Here is a 16,715-nt window from a genome sequence, read left to right as displayed (position 1 = left end):
GACTACTGCTACGTCGTTATAAACCTTGTTTAATGGCAAATTGAATCAGATCGGCCACTTTGCTGATGCCTAGTTTAAAGTGGATATTCTTCCGGTGGGTTTTGATGGTTTCCACACTCAAAGTCAATTGATCCGCAATCTGCTCACTGCTTAATCCCTGACAAATGAGCCGGATAATTTCGACTTCCCGGAAAGTCAGGCTCAGGCGACGGGCAAAGTCGTCGCCAAAACGGTCGATAAAATGTCCCGATTCGTTCAGCGCAAAGAATTTACCTCCGTTCAACACAGTACGTATGCCCTTCAATAGTAAATCGGTGGTGGCATCTTTGAGCAGGTAGCCATGCAGGCCCGCCCGCCGTGCCTCGTCCAGAAGTTTAGGCTGGTTGTACATAGTCAGGAGTATCACATATAAACCTGCGAAATTATGAATCAATTGAGACCCAAGATCGATACCACTGACCCCTTGCAAATTAACGTCTAACAGCACCAACTGAGGAGCTAATCGATGAACAGCAGCCAGGGCGTCAGCGGCCGTGAAAACCTGCCCGCAGACGGTCAGGTCGGTTTGGGCGTCGAGCAGACTTTTCAGCCCGTCGTTGAATAGCCGATGGTCGTCAATCAGAAGTAGGCGGGATGGGGGAGAAGGCTCCATAAGACGTTGTTACGTAGGGCACATCGAGCACGACCAACGTACCGGCTTCTGTTACGTCCCTACGTAGCTGTGCTCCGATGTATTCGGCCCGTAAGCTACTATTTTTCAGTCCAAGACCTGCCCCTGTTTCGCTGTTTTTTGTTACCCGGCTACCCAGCCCATCGTCTTCAACCATAACGGATAGGTAATCTTCATAATAAAGCAACTGTACGGCTGCTCGTCGGGCCTCGGCATGTTTATGAATGTTCTGCACCAGTTCTGAAACGATTCGATACAGATTCAATTCAATCTCTAACGAAAACCGCCGTTCCTGTCCGGCTACAACAAATGAAAATTGAGTCGGTTGCATTGGCTGGCTCTGTACTAACTGATCGAGCGCATGACGCAGACCCAGCCGGTCAAATTCGGGCGGCATCAGATTATGGGCGATACGCCGGAGATCATGCGTACTTTTTTGGACCAGTGGCTCAAGCTGGTCGAGCGCATTAATGGCCAACGTATCATGTAGCTGCTGGCGAAGCGCACCCAAACTGCGCCGGAGCGTGGCCAGGGTGCCGCCGAGATCGTCATGCAGATCGGCAGCCAGACGTCGGCGCTCAACTTCCTGCGCATTGATAACCTGCGTAGTGGTCTGATTACGTTCCTGAGCGAGTGTCAGCTGGAGGTTCAGATTCTGTCGTTGGAAGCGATTGTAACGTATCGTTAACCCAAAAGCGAGCGTAATCTGCTCTAACAAAAATCCTGGTAACAGCCAGTTCGTGGTAAAATGCCCCGCATTCACTACGTTCAAAAGGGTTAGTGCATAGATGAACGTACCGAGAATCGTGAAACTGAGGGCTGTTACGTATATATAAGCGGCTTCGTTTCGCTTACGAATTTGTTCTGTGAAAACAGCCACCAGCAGCACTACGTTGGCGATTATCCAGGTAATGAGCAAAAATTCGCCAAGTTGAAGGACACAAACCGGCAGATCCTGTTGCTGAAACAGAGAAATGGTACACCCTCCAAACGAAATAATCAAGATATACCACGCTAACCAGGTCGTTGCCGTTGAGTATCGGCTCGTTGACGGATTAAGTCCCAAAAACCGCTTCATCAGAAACAGGTTGGTGCTGGCCCAAAGCGCTGATAACATGACCATTATAAGCGAATTACTGAAAAGCAATTCAGGCCATATAAACTCAAATCCGTAACCAAGACTACTGAGCACATAAAGTGTATTACAGGTTAGGTGCGCCATAAAGAAAAGATGCACCGAATCCTTAAGGGAAAACCACAAGAGGAAGTTGAACAGGAAGATAAACCCGGCCATTCCGAGAAAAAAAGCCACTAGTGCCGAATCAAGCCGAAGGGTCTGTAAAAATTTTTCGGATGAGTATAGTGCTACGTTCCCTGAAATAAACTCATTCCGCTTATCCAGGAGAATCATGATTTCGGATTGCTCGCCCGATTTCAACGGGATCGGTATGGCAAAATAATTGATCTTAACGGGACGGCTCTGAAACGGTAACGCGTCGCCCGTAAGCGCTAATGTATCGATCTGCCCGTTACGTCGGCGGAAGCACTGAACACGGTGTATATCAATACGATCTAATAAGAAAAAGACTGTTTTGGTGGCTTCGCTGTTCTGTAGCCTGAAATAAAGCCATACGTAGTTGGGCTCAATACCAAGATTAAGATGGCGTTCGGTAAGACGGGTGGTGGGCGTTTTCTGGGCGACCGCAAAGGCTTGTGCTGGTGTAAGCCACAAAGCCGTTTTGACTAGCTCAAGGTGATTACATAGCGACCAGTCTGACTCGTTACCAATTCGTATAGGCTCAACCGCCTGCGACCGACCCACAAGCGCAGAAAACCACAAACAACCGAAAATCAGGCACTTTGTCATGGAGATAGATTTACGTAGCCAAAGATATTTCCTGGCGTCATAGTTAAAAATACCCCTTTTGTGGTATTGCCCCCAGCTGAGTTTTCCGGCCACCTTTGCCTATCGATCCGCGGTCGACAAACAAGATTGTCTAACTGGCAAACAAGCCTGGCGCAAAACCAAAAGCCTGTTTTGTGTTTCGAGGGGAAGTTTGTACAGGAATTAAGAAGTGAGCTTTCCGCTGCTAATCACACCAACTCATTCAAAAACAATTCACACTAAAAACAATGAAAACGATTCAGAAAAGGCCCTATTAAAGCATTTGTCCGGTGATCTTTTCGCTACCATGAAAACGTCTGTTACGTATTCACCTGGCAATCTGGTCATATCCGATCAGTTTAGTTACGTTTATTTTTTCTATTCACATTTAATTTTTCACCATCATGAAAACGCGTGTTCCGCTTCTATTCCAGATCAGTACAGGTTTATTAGCTCTATTATGTTTGATTGTTGTATCGTGTAAAGGGCCAGAAGGGCCGGTCGGTCCACAAGGCCCTGCCGGGCCAACGGGGGCCGCCGGTGCAACGGGTCCGCAAGGGGTAAGTGGTGTGGCGGGCGCAACTGGCCCGCAGGGGGTGAGTGGTGTGGCGGGGCCAACTGGTCCACAAGGGCCTGCCGGGAACGCTAACGTAGTATACACTGCCTGGAAAGCCCCTGATTTTAGTAGTTATTATTATCGCTTCCCGGATAATCTCCAGACCATTATTGGTAATGATAACAACAGAGTTAGTCCACTGTTAACGGCTGATGTTATTAATAAGTCGATTGTGTATGTATACTGGAAATACACTCAATTACAGTATGATAGTGGGAGTGCCGAATTTAAGTTGGTCGAACGAATTCAGTCGACAAGCGCAAATGGATCAATAAAAATCCCAGGGCGGGCTACCAATCAATATAACGATTTCATCGGCTATTACGTGAATAGCGATGATATAGGAGTCAATAACCTTCATTTATATATGTATTTTTTTACCAATCAGTTAGATCAGGCTCAAAAACAGGTTGCCGTTGCTGATTTTATTGGTAAGAACGCCCAGTTCTACCGGGATATGGCGAAGGATGCCCCCCAATACCGCATCGTTATTGTGAACGGCAGTACACCCGGTGGGCGTCAGGCTAACATTGATTACAAGGATTATGCGGCTGTGAAGCGGGCCTACAATCTGCCTGATTGACCAGTATTGGGCTACTGCTCGCATTCAATTTATGCTATTGGTTGTCTTTGCTGATGTTAAGTAAAGGCAACCAATAGCGAGCTGACTCAATAAACTAAGCTTTCCATTTCTATGCCAATACCATACTCATTGTTTTATCGACTTGCATCTAACCTTAAACCCCTGAAGCCAAATCGTGAACATTAAAAACCTCTTCTCAACCGTATCTCTCATTTGTTTATCATTTGGAGTAACACTCGCATTTTTTCCGGATTATATCGGCAATCAATACTTGACTGACCCTTCCTGGATAAATCCGGGGGCAAAGCTTGTGGCACAGGGTTATGGTACGTTACTTATCGCGTTTGCAGTGGCCTGCTGGTATGGTCGAGGGGCTGAACCCTCTTTGGGGCGTCGGGCAATGATTGTACTTATACTCCTGTCTGATCTGGCTTTAGTTATTGTACATTCATTGGCTATTATCAATAAAGTTGAGACGCCAATCGCCTGGGTAACCGTCTTTATTTCCGTTGTACTAACGGTTTGGTCGGGCATGCTTCTAAGACAGGGAACAGACGTAGCGGCCTGATACGCATTTTGATACGTTTAACCAAAATGAACTTATGAACCAGGAATTTGTATTTCGCATTCTGTTTATGGTGTGTTTCGTTCCCGGTCAGCTTATCCGGCAATACGTCGTACGGAAGAATCCTGCGGGGAAGCTGGTAAAGTCAGTGAATATCGACCGGGAGTTACTCATGTACCGTATTGGTACGTTGCTGTTCATTATCCCTATTTTTTACGCGTTAACGACCTGGCTCGACTTTGCTGGTTTCTATTTACCTAACTGGATCAGATGGGTTGGTTTTGGTGTTTCCCTACTGGGTGTAGTTGTTCTGGTGTTGTCACATCAGGCGTTGGGCCGCAACTGGACTGGGCAACTGCACATCCAGGAAAACCATGTGCTGATTATTCGGGGCATATACCGCTATATCCGTCACCCCATGTACCTCTCTTTTTTATTGGCGGCTATTGGTACGTTACTACTTTCTGCGAACTGGTTTATTGGTGTACCTCCATTTATTTGGTTCTGGGCGATGTATCTGGGGCGAGTGAATCATGAAGAGCAGATGATGCTTGATGCCTTCGGGGAGCCATATCGAGTTTATATGCGTTCGACGGGGCGTTTGTTACCTAAAATAATGAACCCTGCAGCCAGCAGGTAATGGCGTATAAATACTTAAAAAGGCTACCGTTCAGTAACTATGTCTGAAGTTCCGTTTACAGGCTATTGAAAACGGATAAAAGAAGGTTTCCTTTGTGATTATGAGTCTTTTATAAAAAGCCTTTGTTCTTCGATGCTAATTCAGGATAGGTAATCCATCCAGAAAGTCTTAGCATCGAAACAGGTAATTCCTACTTATTATCCCAAACCAAACACAATCATGAAAGAACTACGTTGCAAAGATGTGGGCTTCGATTGCCCTGGTATTGTCAAGGCTGAAACCGAAGCCGAAGTGCTGCAATTAGCTGCGCAACATGCACAAGACGCCCATCAGGTGACCATTACGCCTGAAATGGCCGAACAAATCAAACCCTTAATTCACGACGCATAAATAAGCCAAATTCCACCATGATACGTATTAAACAAATGCTGCTTGCCAGTTTTTTGCTACTGGCAGGAACGATTTCTCATGCTCAATCAACTCAAAAAAAGATGAAATTCCTGATTCATGTTACCTGCGGCCCCGACAACCCCACTAAGGCGGCACTGGCATTTCTGGTAGCCAAAACGGCTACCGACGAGGGACATACCGTTGCACTATTTCTGGCGGGCGATGCCGTTACGTTGCTCAAGGATAGCGAATTAGATAAAGTGGTTGGGCTGGGAACGGGTAAACTTCGTGACCATTACGACGCCATTGTGAAAGCAGGGGGCAAGTTCTACCTGTCGGGGATGTCGTCGAAGGCGAGGGGATTAAGTGACGCTGAGATTGCCGGAAAACCGGCCGAGTTTGCTATGCCGACTGTGCTGGTCAGGCTCGCAACTGACAGCGACAAGATGTTTACGTACTGATTTACTACGTTTCACCCATATAAAACCTGGCTTCATGAAAACACTTTCACGACGTACCTTTCTAAGTCAGAGTGCAAATGCACCGGCCATCCTGCCTTTTCTAATGCCGGAATTTTCGTCTGCCGTGCAGGGCGATGAGTTTTCCCTGAATGAAGTCCGCTTGTTGCAAGATATGACGGATTATCAATACAAATCTTTGTGGGGTAACCTGAAAGGTATTACCGAAAAAGAAGCCGACTGGAAACCGAACCCCGAATCAAATTCGGTACGTTGGGTAGTAGGTCATCTGTGCTGGTTCGAAGAGTGGATGGCCGATGCCATTGAAAATAAGGGCCGATATCTGACTGATAAAAAACCGATGTCGGTTCAGGAACCCACGATGGAGGCTATTCGAACACGTTTCGATGCGGCACGTACTCGGTCAACAGCTGTTGTTAAAGCGCTGGCTCCCGAGATACTGTCGAAAAAAGTGGTATTTGTTGGTAGGGTGGAAGTACCTATTTCCAACCTATTTCAAACCCAGGTTACCCATATGTCCGGCCATCGCTATCAGGTTCGCTATATCCGGGGCACCTACAGCCGGGTTTTCAAAATCACCAACAAAGCTGACTTTGATCCGTGGTAAGCGTCAGAAAACTTTTCCTTCTTTTTCGGAGACTACTTAACGTAGCGTAGAGAACGTAGAAGATGTCTGCAACCACTGCCGTGCTACGTTGCTGATGAATGCGTTTGGACCAGATTGACGAAAGCGTCGATAAAATGGATTAGTTTGTTTTGTGTGTCAGCATCGGTGATTGCACCCGCTACATCTATTTTTCCTTTTATGCCCTGTATCAATAACGTAGTATCTTCTGTGAAAACAGTTTCGACGGTTTTTATAATTATTTTCAGCTCTTCGTGCCCCATCTGACCACTGGCTGATGCCGTGATAAGGCCAATCGGCTTTCCGGAAAAAACAGTGCTCGCGACGCACCACTCAATGGCATTTTTCAAACCGCTTGGCATGCTGAAAATGTATTCGGGCGTACAGATTAACAGGCCGTCTGCGTCCTGAATAGCGGCTCTGAATTGTGTAATGGACTCTGGTACGTTACTGACTGACTGTTCAGGATTAAAGGGCGGCAATTCAGATAATCGGTCGAAAATGATAATGTCGAGATCATGTTTTGCTACGTCCGCAATTCGGTTGACCAGCTTTAGATTCGATGAGTTTTTACTGGCGCTGCCGATAATGGCAAAAATGGTTTTCCGGGAAGGCATTGAATTGTATCAATTAGGTTCTGCTACGTATCACTTGCTATGACGTAGAAAGTGATACGTAGTAGTTTAGTTCCACCTCTCACAACTCCCAAATTACCCGAACCACTTTGCCGTGGACGCCGATGGTCTGGAAAAATTCCAGCCAGTGCAGTTGTTGTGGCCCCAGATGATCGGTGGGTGATTTGACTTCTACAAACTCATACCTGCCTTGTTCGTTCCAGATCAGAAGATCGGGGAAACCGCGTGTATGCTCACGCAGGTTGCGGGAAATTTCTAACAGAATGAGCCTCAACTGCTCTACATCTAATAAGTCGATGATACGTTGCACCAGCGTCAGTAATTCATCCGACCAGTCGACCAGCACGTTGGTGATACCATACTTCGCGTTGAACATACGCCCGGTGTGTCGTCGCCAGTCGTCTTTATTGGTGAGTTCGGCCAGTCGTTTTTTGAGCAGATCTTCGCGCTTGAGGTAAAAGTCGGGCAGGTAAAAATCGGACGGAGCCCGTTGCAGCGGATGGTGAATGGCCGATACGTTGGCGTCGTAGATAATATCCCAGAAAACCAGCCCGAAAAGGCCCCGCCAGGGATAATTTTCGGTAAAAGCCGCATCGAAGTCATGTTCCAGGTAATAATTCATAACCCCAGCTTCGACATGGTGTCGGTAAGCCGCCGGAATGTTGACGCTTTCGGCATCAGACAGAAATCGCGTAGTAGCTTTTCGGGGACGCTTTTTCTCTCCCACACTCAGAATTTTATCCCGAAAATCGTTGGCGAAATACCGCTCTTCAGCATTCAGCGGGTTGAGCGCAATTTCGTCGCAGAGGGCGAGCGCTTCGTCTATCGAACCGTTTCGGAACAGCAATCGTACACGCCGTTCGCGGGCCGGAACGCGGTCAGAAAGTTCATAAACAGACAGTGCCTGTTCAGGTAATTTCTGCCGTTCGAGGTAACCACCAACCCGACAAACCAATTTCTGATAACCCGGAATAGCAATTTCGGTTAGTTCGGGGCGGGTTTCGTTCCAGTTCAGGAACCAATTGTAAATGTCTGAAGGGGGCGTATCGCCTTCTTTCAAGTCGTAAAACTCTTCGCTGGTAAGCGAAATGAGCAGTTTATCTTCCACCTCCTTGCGAGACCGAAAACGAGCCGTTAGCTTACTATCGTCGTATCGTTCGAAATTGACCATTCCCAGATCGCGTATCACAAACTCAGTCATGTTGGCACCCCGATTGCCGAAAAACAGGTATTTCACCATCATACTTTCGGCCTCGAAATTCATCTTCACAACCGTTTCGTGGGTAGTCAGCGACGTAACGACTTCGCCAAAATCAAGCTCCTGCAACGCATATTTCACGACGCCTTCTTTTTTCTCTTTGGCGAGGGGCCTGATTTCTTCGGGCTCCAGCGGCAGTAACTCAAGAAGTTCGGGCTTTGTAAATACGCTCAGCGCGTCGTTGCCAAAGGCTTCGTGACGGGGTGATAGCGGATCAATAAAGCCAGTAGCGATCAACGTATCGACGGCTGCCGGTAAGTCAGTTATTTCGTTATATTGTAGTTTGTTAATCCGAAAAAAGAGTCCTTTGCGATTACTGAATCGTACGTACAGGCATTGTGCATCGAGACTCAGCGATTCGAATCGGCGCACAAAATCCCATTCGGCCTCGTTTAACAAGCCACCGTACAGCCGTTTTACAAAATCCAGCACGTAGCGGAAATTGTCGAGATAATAGCGAGGAGTAAGTATAACTTTCTGTCGTCCGACCATACTTAATGAACAAAAAAACAACCGTTTATGTCCCCAAACGACGTATTAAACGAGCTTCATAAACAAGGAATTTTAGACGCGAAACAGCAGGGTCAAATTGCTGAAATTGAGCAGAAAAAGCCGTTCTCATTGCACTGGGAACTTCGATCCATACTCTACATCGGAATCCTGCTATTTAGTGGTGGTGTGGGGTTGCTCGTCTATGATAATTTCGACCAAATTGGCCACGGTGCTTTGCTGGTTGCCATCGCCGTAGCCTGTGCCGGATGCTTTTATTTCGCCTGGCGAAACCGGCCCGATTGGACGCCCTCAGAAACGAAAAGCCGGTCGACGTTCGGCGATTACGCGCTGATTCTGGGCTGTCTGCTTTTTCTGACACTGGAAGGCTACGCACAGTATGCATATAACGTATTCGGCACGCGCTACGGACTGGTAACCCTGCTGCCCGCTTTGTTGTTTTTGCCCCTGTCCTACCGTTTCGACCATCGGGGTGTATTAGGAATGGCGCTTACGGCCCTGATTTCATGGGTAGGTGTAACGGTGAGGCCGCTTGAGCTGTATTTTAAAACCAACTTTTTTGATCAGCGAACCGTCTTTTCTGCCATTGGTTTAGCACTTATTTTGCTTGGGACGGCTTTCTGGCTGGAGCGCCGACGTATCAAGCCGCATTTCACGTATACGTACCTGACCATCGCGGGTAATCTGCTCATGGTGGCCCTGTTGGGCGGACTCTTTAATTTTAATGAAATATGGATACCTTTTGCTATCGCAATAGCCGTAGCCTGCATCGCTCTCGATCGCTACGCCCGCCGGGAAAAATCCTTTTTGTTTCTGCTGATGAGCGTAGTATACGGTTATATCGCTATTACGTACCTATTTATTGAGTACGTCCACCCCGAAGACGATGGAGCCTACTACTGGTATTTCATCATCACAGGTATTGGTGTAGTTTATTACCTGATGACTCAATTACCGAAACGCGGAAAATCGTGATTCGATAACGTAGCACACGCTGACTTTTCCATGAAAGCTTATAACGAACAATGGATTTATAATCGCTCAATTGTCGAGCAGGCCGAGCGATGGCATCGGCAAGGCTTGTTATCTGACGATCAGGTGACTCGTGTGCAGAAAGAATATCCGGTGGAGTTTAGACAGACAAACGGCTTCATTGAAATTGGCCTGTTTCTGTTCACGACCGTAGCCATTTTAGCCTGTTACATGTTGCCTGCCAGCGTTTTCTGGAACGATATTAAAAGTAAATATGGCTACGCCATTTTCAATATTGTAGCCGGTATTGGTACGGGCATAATCGGCCAATTACTAATTAACCGGCGATTGCTTTACCGAAATGGTATCGATAACGCCTTTGCCGCTACGTTGGCTGGTTTTCTGGCGTTCGGTCTGAATCAGCTTTTGCCCGAAGAGTGGTCTGTTGCCACCCACTGTTTTGCTACGTTGCCGCTGCTGCTGCTTATACTCTGGTACTATGGCGATACGTTGATTGCCTTCTTTACATTGGCCGTTTTCTATTCCGCTCTGTTCGATAGTCTGCTGAAATATGACTGGGGGAAGGATGCGATGCCGTTCATTATGATGGCAGTTTCGGGAGGATTGTATCTAACTGTCAGACAGTACTTTCGTCGCTATCCGAAAGAGACGTACTACGTCGATCCGCTGAACCTGGCGCAGTGGATAGCTTTGATTATGCTGGCGGCAAGTAGTAATTATTTTGTAATACGTGAACTGAACGGCTTACTTTTGGGACCACAACTACGTAACAGCGGATTGGTGGGAGCGCCCGAAATTTCGCTGTCAAGTCTGTTCTGGATACTGACCTTTCTGATTCCGGGTATTTATCTCGGGGAGGGTCTGAAGAAGCGGAACCGGATGCTGATTATTCTGGGAACGATGGGCCTCATTGCTGCTGTCGTTACGTTGCATGAATACGTAGCACTAGTGCCACTCAACGTAGCATTAACTATCGGTGGACTAATCCTGATTGGCATTGCCGTGGCTGGAATTCGCTATTTGCAGAAACCAAAACACGGTTTCACCGACGCACCTGACGAAGATTCTCCCAACGAATTTCTGACCAACGTAGCGACCGTTGCCGCAGTCCACGCTACCGGAGTTGCTCAACAATCACCTAAAAATGACCTTCGTTTTGGTGGCGGCAATTTCGGTGGGGGTGGGAGCGAAGGAAAGTACTGATGTGTATAAAATTGATTATTTTTGTGTATAAACTGGGAATCGGCCATGCGAACGAATATTGATATAAATGACGAGCTACTTCAGGAAGCAATGGAACTCAGTCAGGCAAAAACGAAAAAAGAAGTTGTTGAACGGGCATTAGAAAATTATATTAAAATGCTCAATCGTAAACAGATTTTAGAATGGCCAGGTAAGGTTCACTGGGAGGGCGATCTCGAACAAATGAGAATGCAAAAGTAAATGGAGCCCACTCTTATTGATACCTCTGTTTGGATCGATTACATTCGACAACAGGACACTACTCAGGTTCGACTTCTAAAAAAGTACCTTTATTATTCCGATTTGAACATTTACGTGACGTCTACCATCATACAAGAGGTATTACAGGGTGTTCATGAAGATTCACTATTTAATCAAGTAAAGAAAAACTTGCTGTCTTTAGCATTTTTGAAACTTGATCTCGTGGAAGCCGCTATTGGCGCGGCTGAATTATATCGGGTGCTGCGTAAAAAAGGTGTCACGATCCGAAAGCCTAATGACTGCCTGATTGCTCACTACGCCATTTTTTATGACATGCCTATTTTGCATCGTGATGCCGATTTCGATCATATTGCCCGATTCTCGGCTTTACGTATCGCAAAAGAATAGACACTACGTTGCTGGAATGTTCTAAACTTTGATTCGTCTTACAGCCTCCGTCTGATGAAAAACCGCTAAGTTTGGCCCCGCAAACCAACGACCAAACGTAGTCGCATGAAAACCGTAGATTCCTACAATTTCGCCCAAAAAAAAGCCCTCGTTCGGGTTGACTTCAACGTACCACTCGATAAAGAATACAACATTACCGACGATACCCGCATCAAAGCCACCATCCCAACCGTCATGAAAATCGTGAATGATGGCGGGTCAGCTATTCTGATGTCGCACCTGGGTCGGCCGAAGGGTGGTCCCGAAGAAAAATATTCGCTGAAACACCTGTTGCCTGCGCTCAACGAAGCGTTTGGCCGGGAGATAAAATTTGCAGACGACTGCATTGGCCAGTCGGCGACTGATTTAGCCTCCAGCCTGCAACCCGGCGAAATCCTTCTGCTCGAAAATCTACGTTTCTACAAAGAAGAAGAAAAAGGCGACGTAGCGTTTGCCGAAAAACTGGCCAAACTGGGCGATGTCTGGGTAAATGACGCTTTCGGAACCGCTCACCGCGCTCACGCCAGCACAGCGGTTATGGGTCAATTCTTCGATGACCGCGTAGCTGGTTACGTCATGCAGGCCGAACTCGACAATGCCAAAAAGATACTGGAAAGTGCCGAGCGTCCTTTTACCGCCATTATGGGTGGCGCTAAAATCTCCGACAAAATCCTGATTATCGAAAAACTGCTCGACAAGGTCGACAACCTCATCATCGGTGGCGGAATGACCTACACGTTTACGAAAGCACAGGGTGGACAAATTGGAAAATCGCTGCTCGAAGCTGACAAACAGGACCTGGCGCTTGAGTTGCTGAAAAAAGCAGAAGGTAAAGGCGTAAAAATTTACATGCCGCTCGATAACGTCTGCGCTGATAGTTTCTCGAACGACGCTAACCAGCAGATTGTTAAGACGGGAGAGATTCCTGACGGCTGGGAAGGGCTTGATATTGGCCCCGAATCCATCAAGTTGTTTACGGACGTAGTACTGCAATCGAAAACGATTCTCTGGAATGGTCCTATGGGCGTGTTCGAGTTCGAAAACTTCGCAAAAGGAACCGACGCCATTGCTGAAGCCGTTGTGAAAGCCACCGAAGAAAATGGTGCATTCTCGCTCATCGGTGGTGGCGATTCGGCATCAGCCATTAACCAGGCTGGCTACGGCGACCGTGTCAGCTACGTATCAACCGGTGGTGGTGCCCTGCTTGAATACATGGAAGGGAAGACGTTGCCGGGTGTTGCTGCGCTATCGTAGAGACCGGTCCGCCGTTGCGGGGGCATGCCCTGTCTCCTAGGCGTCAGCAATAAACCATCCAGCCACTAGAACCTTCCGGTCATGAGACAGGGCATGCCCTGTCTCTACAATCCGCTCAATCCCGCTCGCGCTTTATTATCTACGCTGTTTTTGTACTCGTGGTGCTTGAAGCTGAGTGCTTTCTGAAAGAACGACCGGGCGCGAGTTCGGTCGTTCTTTTTCTGGTAGATGTAGCCCAGTTGTAAGGCCGACGTAGCACCAAAAGACAATTGGCCCGGTTCACTAAAGTTGAGGGCACGATTCAGGTATGGTATGGCGGCATCGGGATCGTTTCTACGTTGGTAGATACGTCCCATCCGGTAATTGTATTCTGCTTTTTCAACGATTTCCGGGAATTTCGCTTCGGTGTATGGACGCAGGTACGTAAGAGCACTATCAGTAAAACCACCGTCGGAAGCTAGTCGTGCCCGCATCAGCACTTTCTGATTTAGAGAAGCCCCTCGTTTCAGATAAGCTTCGGCAAATTTCTGGGCGGCTTTATCTGACTCAACCGTAGTACGTCCCGAACTCAGCACTTTCTGGAGATAAGGCCTGGACTGCGCATCGGCCTGATTGGCTAACCATTGACAGAGGAAGAGCTTGTAATACGTGTCTTTCAGGAAATTTCGGCCTTTATAATTGGTCAGAAAATGCTGAAAATGCGTCGTTGCCGTTACGTACTCACCTTTTTGCAGATAAATATCGCCCAGAATATTATCGACAATGGGCAACGATTGATACGTATTACCAGTCGGGCGTTTGGTTAAGTAGCTGAGAGCCTGTTCACTATGTCCGTTTTTCTGTTCGATGGTAGCTCCGAAGAAATGAAGCAGCAGATTGTCGGGATGATCTTGCACAAGCCTTTGTAATGAATGACTATCAGCATCGGCAAAATTCAATACGTAGGCACGTACCATCAAATCAATCAGGCGGGATTCGAGTCCGAACGTAGCGTCCTTCTGTGCACGTAGCAATTCCTGCTGACCCTGACTCACGCTTCCATGTAGCCCAAGCAGTCGCGCTACCCAGGTGTAATTATCTGGAACAGAACCAATCATTACGTGAAGCGTACCCAGCGATTTGTAGGTAGGTAGAAAATCCGGAAAACGTTTTTGATTCTCAGCCAGGAGTTTATAGGCGCGGATAACGTCCCAACTGGCGCCGATTTCCTTGCCGAATTTCAGTTTGGCAAATGCCCAGTGAAGTCGGACTTCGGCTAGTAAAACCCGTTTCCAGGGCGACGTATCGTCTAGTGCTTTGAGTGCGTCGAGCCGCTCGTCTTCCCGTTCGCTCAGGCTGGCAAACGCCTTGTCATCATCGGACGTAACGAGTGTGAGCATATCGACGTAATTGTCAAGAAAAATACGAACGCCATTGCCCGTCGGTTCAACTGACAAGGTTTGTTGGGCAGGCTGTATTTTCAGTTTTTGCAGGCCTGTATAAGCACGTAGTAACCCCGGTGTCCAGGCAAAATCCTGCGCGGAAACCAATAATGGAGCCAGCCATAGTATAAACAAAAGCACCGGGTTGCAGCCCGGTGCTTTTTTGAAGATACACCTCATACGTAATATGTTTCTTACCGACCACGGCCAACCGGAGCTGGTTCGGGGACACCTTCGACATCGGCGAAAATCCGGCCGCAATGCTCGCAGACAATGATTTTCTTTTTGTCTTTAATATCAGCCTGACGCTGTGGGGGCACTACGTTGAAGCAACCGCCACAGGCTCCGCGCTTCACCATTACAACGGCCAGACCGTTGAGTGCATTACCGCGAATTTTGTTATACGAATTCAACAAACGGGGTTCGATGGTATTAGCCTGCTCCTCCCGCTGTTTGATAAACTCTTTCTCTTCTTCCTGACTTTCCGACGTAATCTGATCGAGTTCCTGCTTTTTCGCTTTCAGGTCTTCTTTCCGTTCGTTAAGTGCTGCCTGCGTCGATTTGATTTCATCTTCCTTGCCCCGAACCCGGAACGAAGCTTCGTTAGCCCGTTTTTCAACCAGTTCGATTTCAAGTGATTGCAGTTCAATTTCTTTCGAAATCGCGTCGAACTCGCGGTTATTCCGCACGTTCATCTGCTGATCTTTGTACTTGGTAATCAGCTTTTCGGCGTCTTTTTTAGCTACACGATTGCGTTCGATGTCTTCTTCCAGAGACTTGATTTCGCCCTGAAATTTGCCAATCCGTGTTTCAAAGCCAGCTATATCGTCTTCCAGGTCGCGGACTTCTTCGGGAAGGCCTCCGCGAATTTTTATTAGTTCGTCTAATTGAGAATCAATGGATTGCAGTTTCAGAAGAGCGTCTAATTTTTGCGCAATCGTAAGTTCCATTCGGAGAATTGTTAGTGCTATATGAAGTAACGGACCGGATTCGTGTCCGTTACTGATAAAATTACCGCAAAAGTAGTGAATTTTTTTGCCAAATGCTGATGAAAAAGCTCTTTCGTAAAGACTTCGCTCTCATAATGACCAATATCGCAGATACAAATGCGTCCGTCGGCATCGAAAAACTCGTGGTATTTGTAGTCGGCTGTTACAAACACATCGGCTCCAGCGCGCATGGCATCCGGTAGTAAAAAACTGCCGACGCCCCCGCACACAGCCACGCGTTTAATTGGCCGGTCGGGTAAGGCGGTGTACCGAATCAGGTTCAATTGCATGCTTTCTTTCAGATAGGAAAGCCATTGGCTATTTTCCAGAGGTTCTGCCAATTCGCCCACTGCACCCGAGCCAACTTCCTGATTCTGATTGTCTAACGCAGTGAGGTAGTACGCTACTTCTTCATAAGGGTGCGTCTGCCGGAGAGCGGCCAGTACGTTGTTTTGCTGATACGTCGGAATAATAACTTCGATACGATTTTCAGGCTCTTCGTGATATTCACCTACTTCACCGATGGCTGGATTGGCTCCTTCGCCGGGTTGATACGTACCAGTGCCATTTACTCGAAAACTGCAATTTTTATAGTCGCCAATCTGACCGGCACCGGCTGCGTAAAGGGCATCCAATACGCGCTGTGTATCGGCCACCGGAACGAACGTAACGAGTTTGCTTAACACCTGTGTTTTCGGTGCCAGCACCCGTACGTTCTGAAGATTCAATTTCTCGGCAATCTTGAAATTTACACCACCCGCTACGTTGTCCAGATTGGTGTGGGCCGCGTAAATCGCTACGTTGTTTTTGATAGCTTTGATAACGGTACGTTCTACGTAGGTTTTGCCGTTCAGCTTTTTCAGTCCTTTGAATACAATCGGATGGTGAGCCACCACTACGTTACAGCCCTTGGCAATAGCCTCATCAATAACGGTTTCAGTGGCGTCGAGTGAAATCAAAACTCCTTTGATTTCCTCGTTCGGATCGCCGACAATTAGTCCGGCATTGTCATAAGATTCCTGATAAGCAAGAGGGGCGAAAGCTTCGAGGTAAGCCGTGAGATGACGTATTTGAACCATAATCCGAAAACGACCTGATAGCAGGTTGAACTACAAATATAACTATGAGTCTATTTATACCATTTTAAACTAGCTATCTGAAAGTAGTATTATACTTTTGGCAATAGTCTCATAACGAGTGTTTTTGTCATGCTGAGGCACGAAGCATCTTAACGTTTCATTACTCGCTTGTTTGGGTGCTTTAAGATGCTTCATGCCTCAGCATGACAAAAATGGCTCATACAGAACAGTTT

At 47.3% G+C, this 16,715-nt stretch carries 18 protein-coding genes; 11 read left to right on the top strand and 7 right to left on the bottom strand.

Annotated elements, in window-relative coordinates; genetic code table 11:
- Positions 1-16: 16 nt before the first annotated feature.
- Both IC229_RS13975 and IC229_RS13970 read right to left on the bottom strand, forming a co-directional pair.
- Positions 17-652 carry a response regulator gene (locus IC229_RS13975; RefSeq protein ID WP_190887610.1) on the bottom strand — a complete coding sequence of 212 codons (636 nt, stop codon included), beginning with the start codon at positions 650-652 and terminating at the stop codon, positions 17-19.
- The gene (locus tag IC229_RS13970) at positions 615-2,537 is read right to left on the bottom strand and encodes a sensor histidine kinase (protein ID WP_190887609.1); all 1,923 of its coding nucleotides are present in this window, start codon (positions 2,535-2,537) and stop codon (positions 615-617) included. The genes IC229_RS13975 and IC229_RS13970 overlap by 38 nt, the downstream gene beginning before the upstream one ends.
- A 422-nt stretch (positions 2,538-2,959) precedes the next feature.
- On the opposite strand from IC229_RS13970, the gene IC229_RS35725 reads away from it, so the two are divergent.
- From IC229_RS35725 to IC229_RS13940, 6 genes are all read left to right on the top strand, one after another.
- Entirely contained in the window at positions 2,960-3,754 is a 795-nt protein-coding gene (locus IC229_RS35725) for a hypothetical protein (RefSeq protein WP_190887608.1), read from the top strand.
- Between the two features lie 175 nt (positions 3,755-3,929).
- Complete coding sequence (locus tag IC229_RS13960; RefSeq protein WP_190887607.1) at positions 3,930-4,322, top strand: hypothetical protein; 393 nt, start codon at positions 3,930-3,932, stop codon at positions 4,320-4,322.
- A 34-nt stretch (positions 4,323-4,356) separates the two neighbouring features.
- On the top strand, positions 4,357-4,959 hold the full coding sequence (locus IC229_RS13955; RefSeq protein ID WP_190887606.1) for a protein-S-isoprenylcysteine O-methyltransferase: 603 nt from the start codon (positions 4,357-4,359) through the stop codon (positions 4,957-4,959).
- Between the two features lie 219 nt (positions 4,960-5,178).
- Positions 5,179-5,349: a DUF1059 domain-containing protein gene (locus tag IC229_RS13950; protein ID WP_190887605.1), complete on the top strand. Its 171-nt coding sequence runs from the start codon at positions 5,179-5,181 to the stop codon at positions 5,347-5,349.
- 17 nt (positions 5,350-5,366) lie between these two features.
- The gene (locus IC229_RS13945; RefSeq protein WP_223833991.1) at positions 5,367-5,810 is read left to right on the top strand and encodes a DsrE family protein; all 444 of its coding nucleotides are present in this window, start codon (positions 5,367-5,369) and stop codon (positions 5,808-5,810) included.
- A 34-nt stretch (positions 5,811-5,844) separates the two neighbouring features.
- Positions 5,845-6,435, top strand: coding sequence for a DinB family protein (locus tag IC229_RS13940; protein ID WP_190887604.1), 591 nt, complete (start codon positions 5,845-5,847; stop codon positions 6,433-6,435).
- Between the two features lie 83 nt (positions 6,436-6,518).
- Here IC229_RS13940 and IC229_RS13935 read toward each other — a convergent pair whose 3' ends face one another.
- Together IC229_RS13935 and IC229_RS13930 are read right to left on the bottom strand one after the other, a co-directional pair.
- Entirely contained in the window at positions 6,519-7,070 is a 552-nt protein-coding gene (locus tag IC229_RS13935) for an NADPH-dependent FMN reductase (protein ID WP_190887603.1), read from the bottom strand.
- A 79-nt stretch (positions 7,071-7,149) separates the two neighbouring features.
- Positions 7,150-8,838, bottom strand: a complete 1,689-nt coding sequence (locus IC229_RS13930; RefSeq protein ID WP_190887602.1) for a VRR-NUC domain-containing protein — start codon at positions 8,836-8,838, stop codon at positions 7,150-7,152.
- 27 nt (positions 8,839-8,865) lie between these two features.
- On the opposite strand from IC229_RS13930, the gene IC229_RS13925 reads away from it, so the two are divergent.
- The 5 genes from IC229_RS13925 (at position 8,866) to IC229_RS13905 (ending at position 12,993) form a co-directional block, all read left to right on the top strand.
- Positions 8,866-9,831, top strand: a complete 966-nt coding sequence (locus tag IC229_RS13925; RefSeq protein ID WP_190887601.1) for a DUF2157 domain-containing protein — start codon at positions 8,866-8,868, stop codon at positions 9,829-9,831.
- A gap of 30 nt (positions 9,832-9,861) precedes the next feature.
- On the top strand, positions 9,862-11,052 hold the full coding sequence (locus IC229_RS13920; RefSeq protein WP_190887600.1) for a hypothetical protein: 1,191 nt from the start codon (positions 9,862-9,864) through the stop codon (positions 11,050-11,052).
- A 45-nt stretch (positions 11,053-11,097) separates the two neighbouring features.
- The gene (locus tag IC229_RS13915) at positions 11,098-11,292 is read left to right on the top strand and encodes a type II toxin-antitoxin system VapB family antitoxin (protein ID WP_190887599.1); all 195 of its coding nucleotides are present in this window, start codon (positions 11,098-11,100) and stop codon (positions 11,290-11,292) included.
- Positions 11,293-11,700 carry a type II toxin-antitoxin system VapC family toxin gene (vapC, locus tag IC229_RS13910; protein ID WP_190887598.1) on the top strand — a complete coding sequence of 136 codons (408 nt, stop codon included), beginning with the start codon at positions 11,293-11,295 and terminating at the stop codon, positions 11,698-11,700.
- Between the two features lie 105 nt (positions 11,701-11,805).
- Complete coding sequence (locus IC229_RS13905) at positions 11,806-12,993, top strand: phosphoglycerate kinase (protein WP_190887597.1); 1,188 nt, start codon at positions 11,806-11,808, stop codon at positions 12,991-12,993.
- 104 nt (positions 12,994-13,097) lie between these two features.
- Here IC229_RS13905 and IC229_RS13900 read toward each other — a convergent pair whose 3' ends face one another.
- Genes IC229_RS13900 through IC229_RS13890 form a run of 3 tightly spaced genes read right to left on the bottom strand, consistent with a single transcriptional unit; the run spans position 13,098 to position 16,482 of the window.
- The gene (locus IC229_RS13900) at positions 13,098-14,594 is read right to left on the bottom strand and encodes a tetratricopeptide repeat protein (RefSeq protein WP_190887596.1); all 1,497 of its coding nucleotides are present in this window, start codon (positions 14,592-14,594) and stop codon (positions 13,098-13,100) included.
- A 14-nt stretch (positions 14,595-14,608) separates the two neighbouring features.
- Positions 14,609-15,364, bottom strand: a complete 756-nt coding sequence (locus tag IC229_RS13895; protein ID WP_190887595.1) for a zinc ribbon domain-containing protein — start codon at positions 15,362-15,364, stop codon at positions 14,609-14,611.
- Positions 15,365-15,381: 17 nt separating this feature from the next.
- Positions 15,382-16,482: a Nif3-like dinuclear metal center hexameric protein gene (locus IC229_RS13890; RefSeq protein ID WP_190887594.1), complete on the bottom strand. Its 1,101-nt coding sequence runs from the start codon at positions 16,480-16,482 to the stop codon at positions 15,382-15,384.
- Positions 16,483-16,715: the final 233 nt, after the last annotated feature.

Origin of the sequence: Spirosoma profusum (assembly GCF_014699005.1) — a bacterium.
GTDB lineage: Bacteria > Bacteroidota > Bacteroidia > Cytophagales > Spirosomataceae > Spirosoma > Spirosoma profusum.
Note: the sequence above shows the minus strand (reverse complement) of the source record. Positions and strands in the feature narration are given on the sequence as shown.

What these genes read in the sequence shown, in the direction of transcription:
- IC229_RS13920 (WP_190887600.1), top strand. Translation starts at nt 9,862, where the DNA reads ATGAAAGCTTATAACGAACAATGGATTTATAATCGCTCAATTGTCGAG.
- IC229_RS13895 (WP_190887595.1), bottom strand. Translation starts at nt 15,364, where the DNA reads ATGGAACTTACGATTGCGCAAAAATTAGACGCTCTTCTGAAACTGCAA.
- IC229_RS13935 (WP_190887603.1), bottom strand. Translation starts at nt 7,070, where the DNA reads ATGCCTTCCCGGAAAACCATTTTTGCCATTATCGGCAGCGCCAGTAAA.
- IC229_RS13955 (WP_190887606.1), top strand. Translation starts at nt 4,357, where the DNA reads ATGAACCAGGAATTTGTATTTCGCATTCTGTTTATGGTGTGTTTCGTT.
- IC229_RS35725 (WP_190887608.1), top strand. Translation starts at nt 2,960, where the DNA reads ATGAAAACGCGTGTTCCGCTTCTATTCCAGATCAGTACAGGTTTATTA.
- IC229_RS13945 (WP_223833991.1), top strand. Translation starts at nt 5,367, where the DNA reads ATGATACGTATTAAACAAATGCTGCTTGCCAGTTTTTTGCTACTGGCA.
- IC229_RS13905 (WP_190887597.1), top strand. Translation starts at nt 11,806, where the DNA reads ATGAAAACCGTAGATTCCTACAATTTCGCCCAAAAAAAAGCCCTCGTT.
- IC229_RS13950 (WP_190887605.1), top strand. Translation starts at nt 5,179, where the DNA reads ATGAAAGAACTACGTTGCAAAGATGTGGGCTTCGATTGCCCTGGTATT.
- IC229_RS13925 (WP_190887601.1), top strand. Translation starts at nt 8,866, where the DNA reads ATGTCCCCAAACGACGTATTAAACGAGCTTCATAAACAAGGAATTTTA.
- IC229_RS13930 (WP_190887602.1), bottom strand. Translation starts at nt 8,838, where the DNA reads ATGGTCGGACGACAGAAAGTTATACTTACTCCTCGCTATTATCTCGAC.
- IC229_RS13970 (WP_190887609.1), bottom strand. Translation starts at nt 2,537, where the DNA reads ATGACAAAGTGCCTGATTTTCGGTTGTTTGTGGTTTTCTGCGCTTGTG.
- vapC (WP_190887598.1), top strand. Translation starts at nt 11,293, where the DNA reads ATGGAGCCCACTCTTATTGATACCTCTGTTTGGATCGATTACATTCGA.
- IC229_RS13890 (WP_190887594.1), bottom strand. Translation starts at nt 16,482, where the DNA reads ATGGTTCAAATACGTCATCTCACGGCTTACCTCGAAGCTTTCGCCCCT.
- IC229_RS13915 (WP_190887599.1), top strand. Translation starts at nt 11,098, where the DNA reads ATGCGAACGAATATTGATATAAATGACGAGCTACTTCAGGAAGCAATG.
- IC229_RS13975 (WP_190887610.1), bottom strand. Translation starts at nt 652, where the DNA reads ATGGAGCCTTCTCCCCCATCCCGCCTACTTCTGATTGACGACCATCGG.
- IC229_RS13940 (WP_190887604.1), top strand. Translation starts at nt 5,845, where the DNA reads ATGAAAACACTTTCACGACGTACCTTTCTAAGTCAGAGTGCAAATGCA.
- IC229_RS13900 (WP_190887596.1), bottom strand. Translation starts at nt 14,594, where the DNA reads ATGAGGTGTATCTTCAAAAAAGCACCGGGCTGCAACCCGGTGCTTTTG.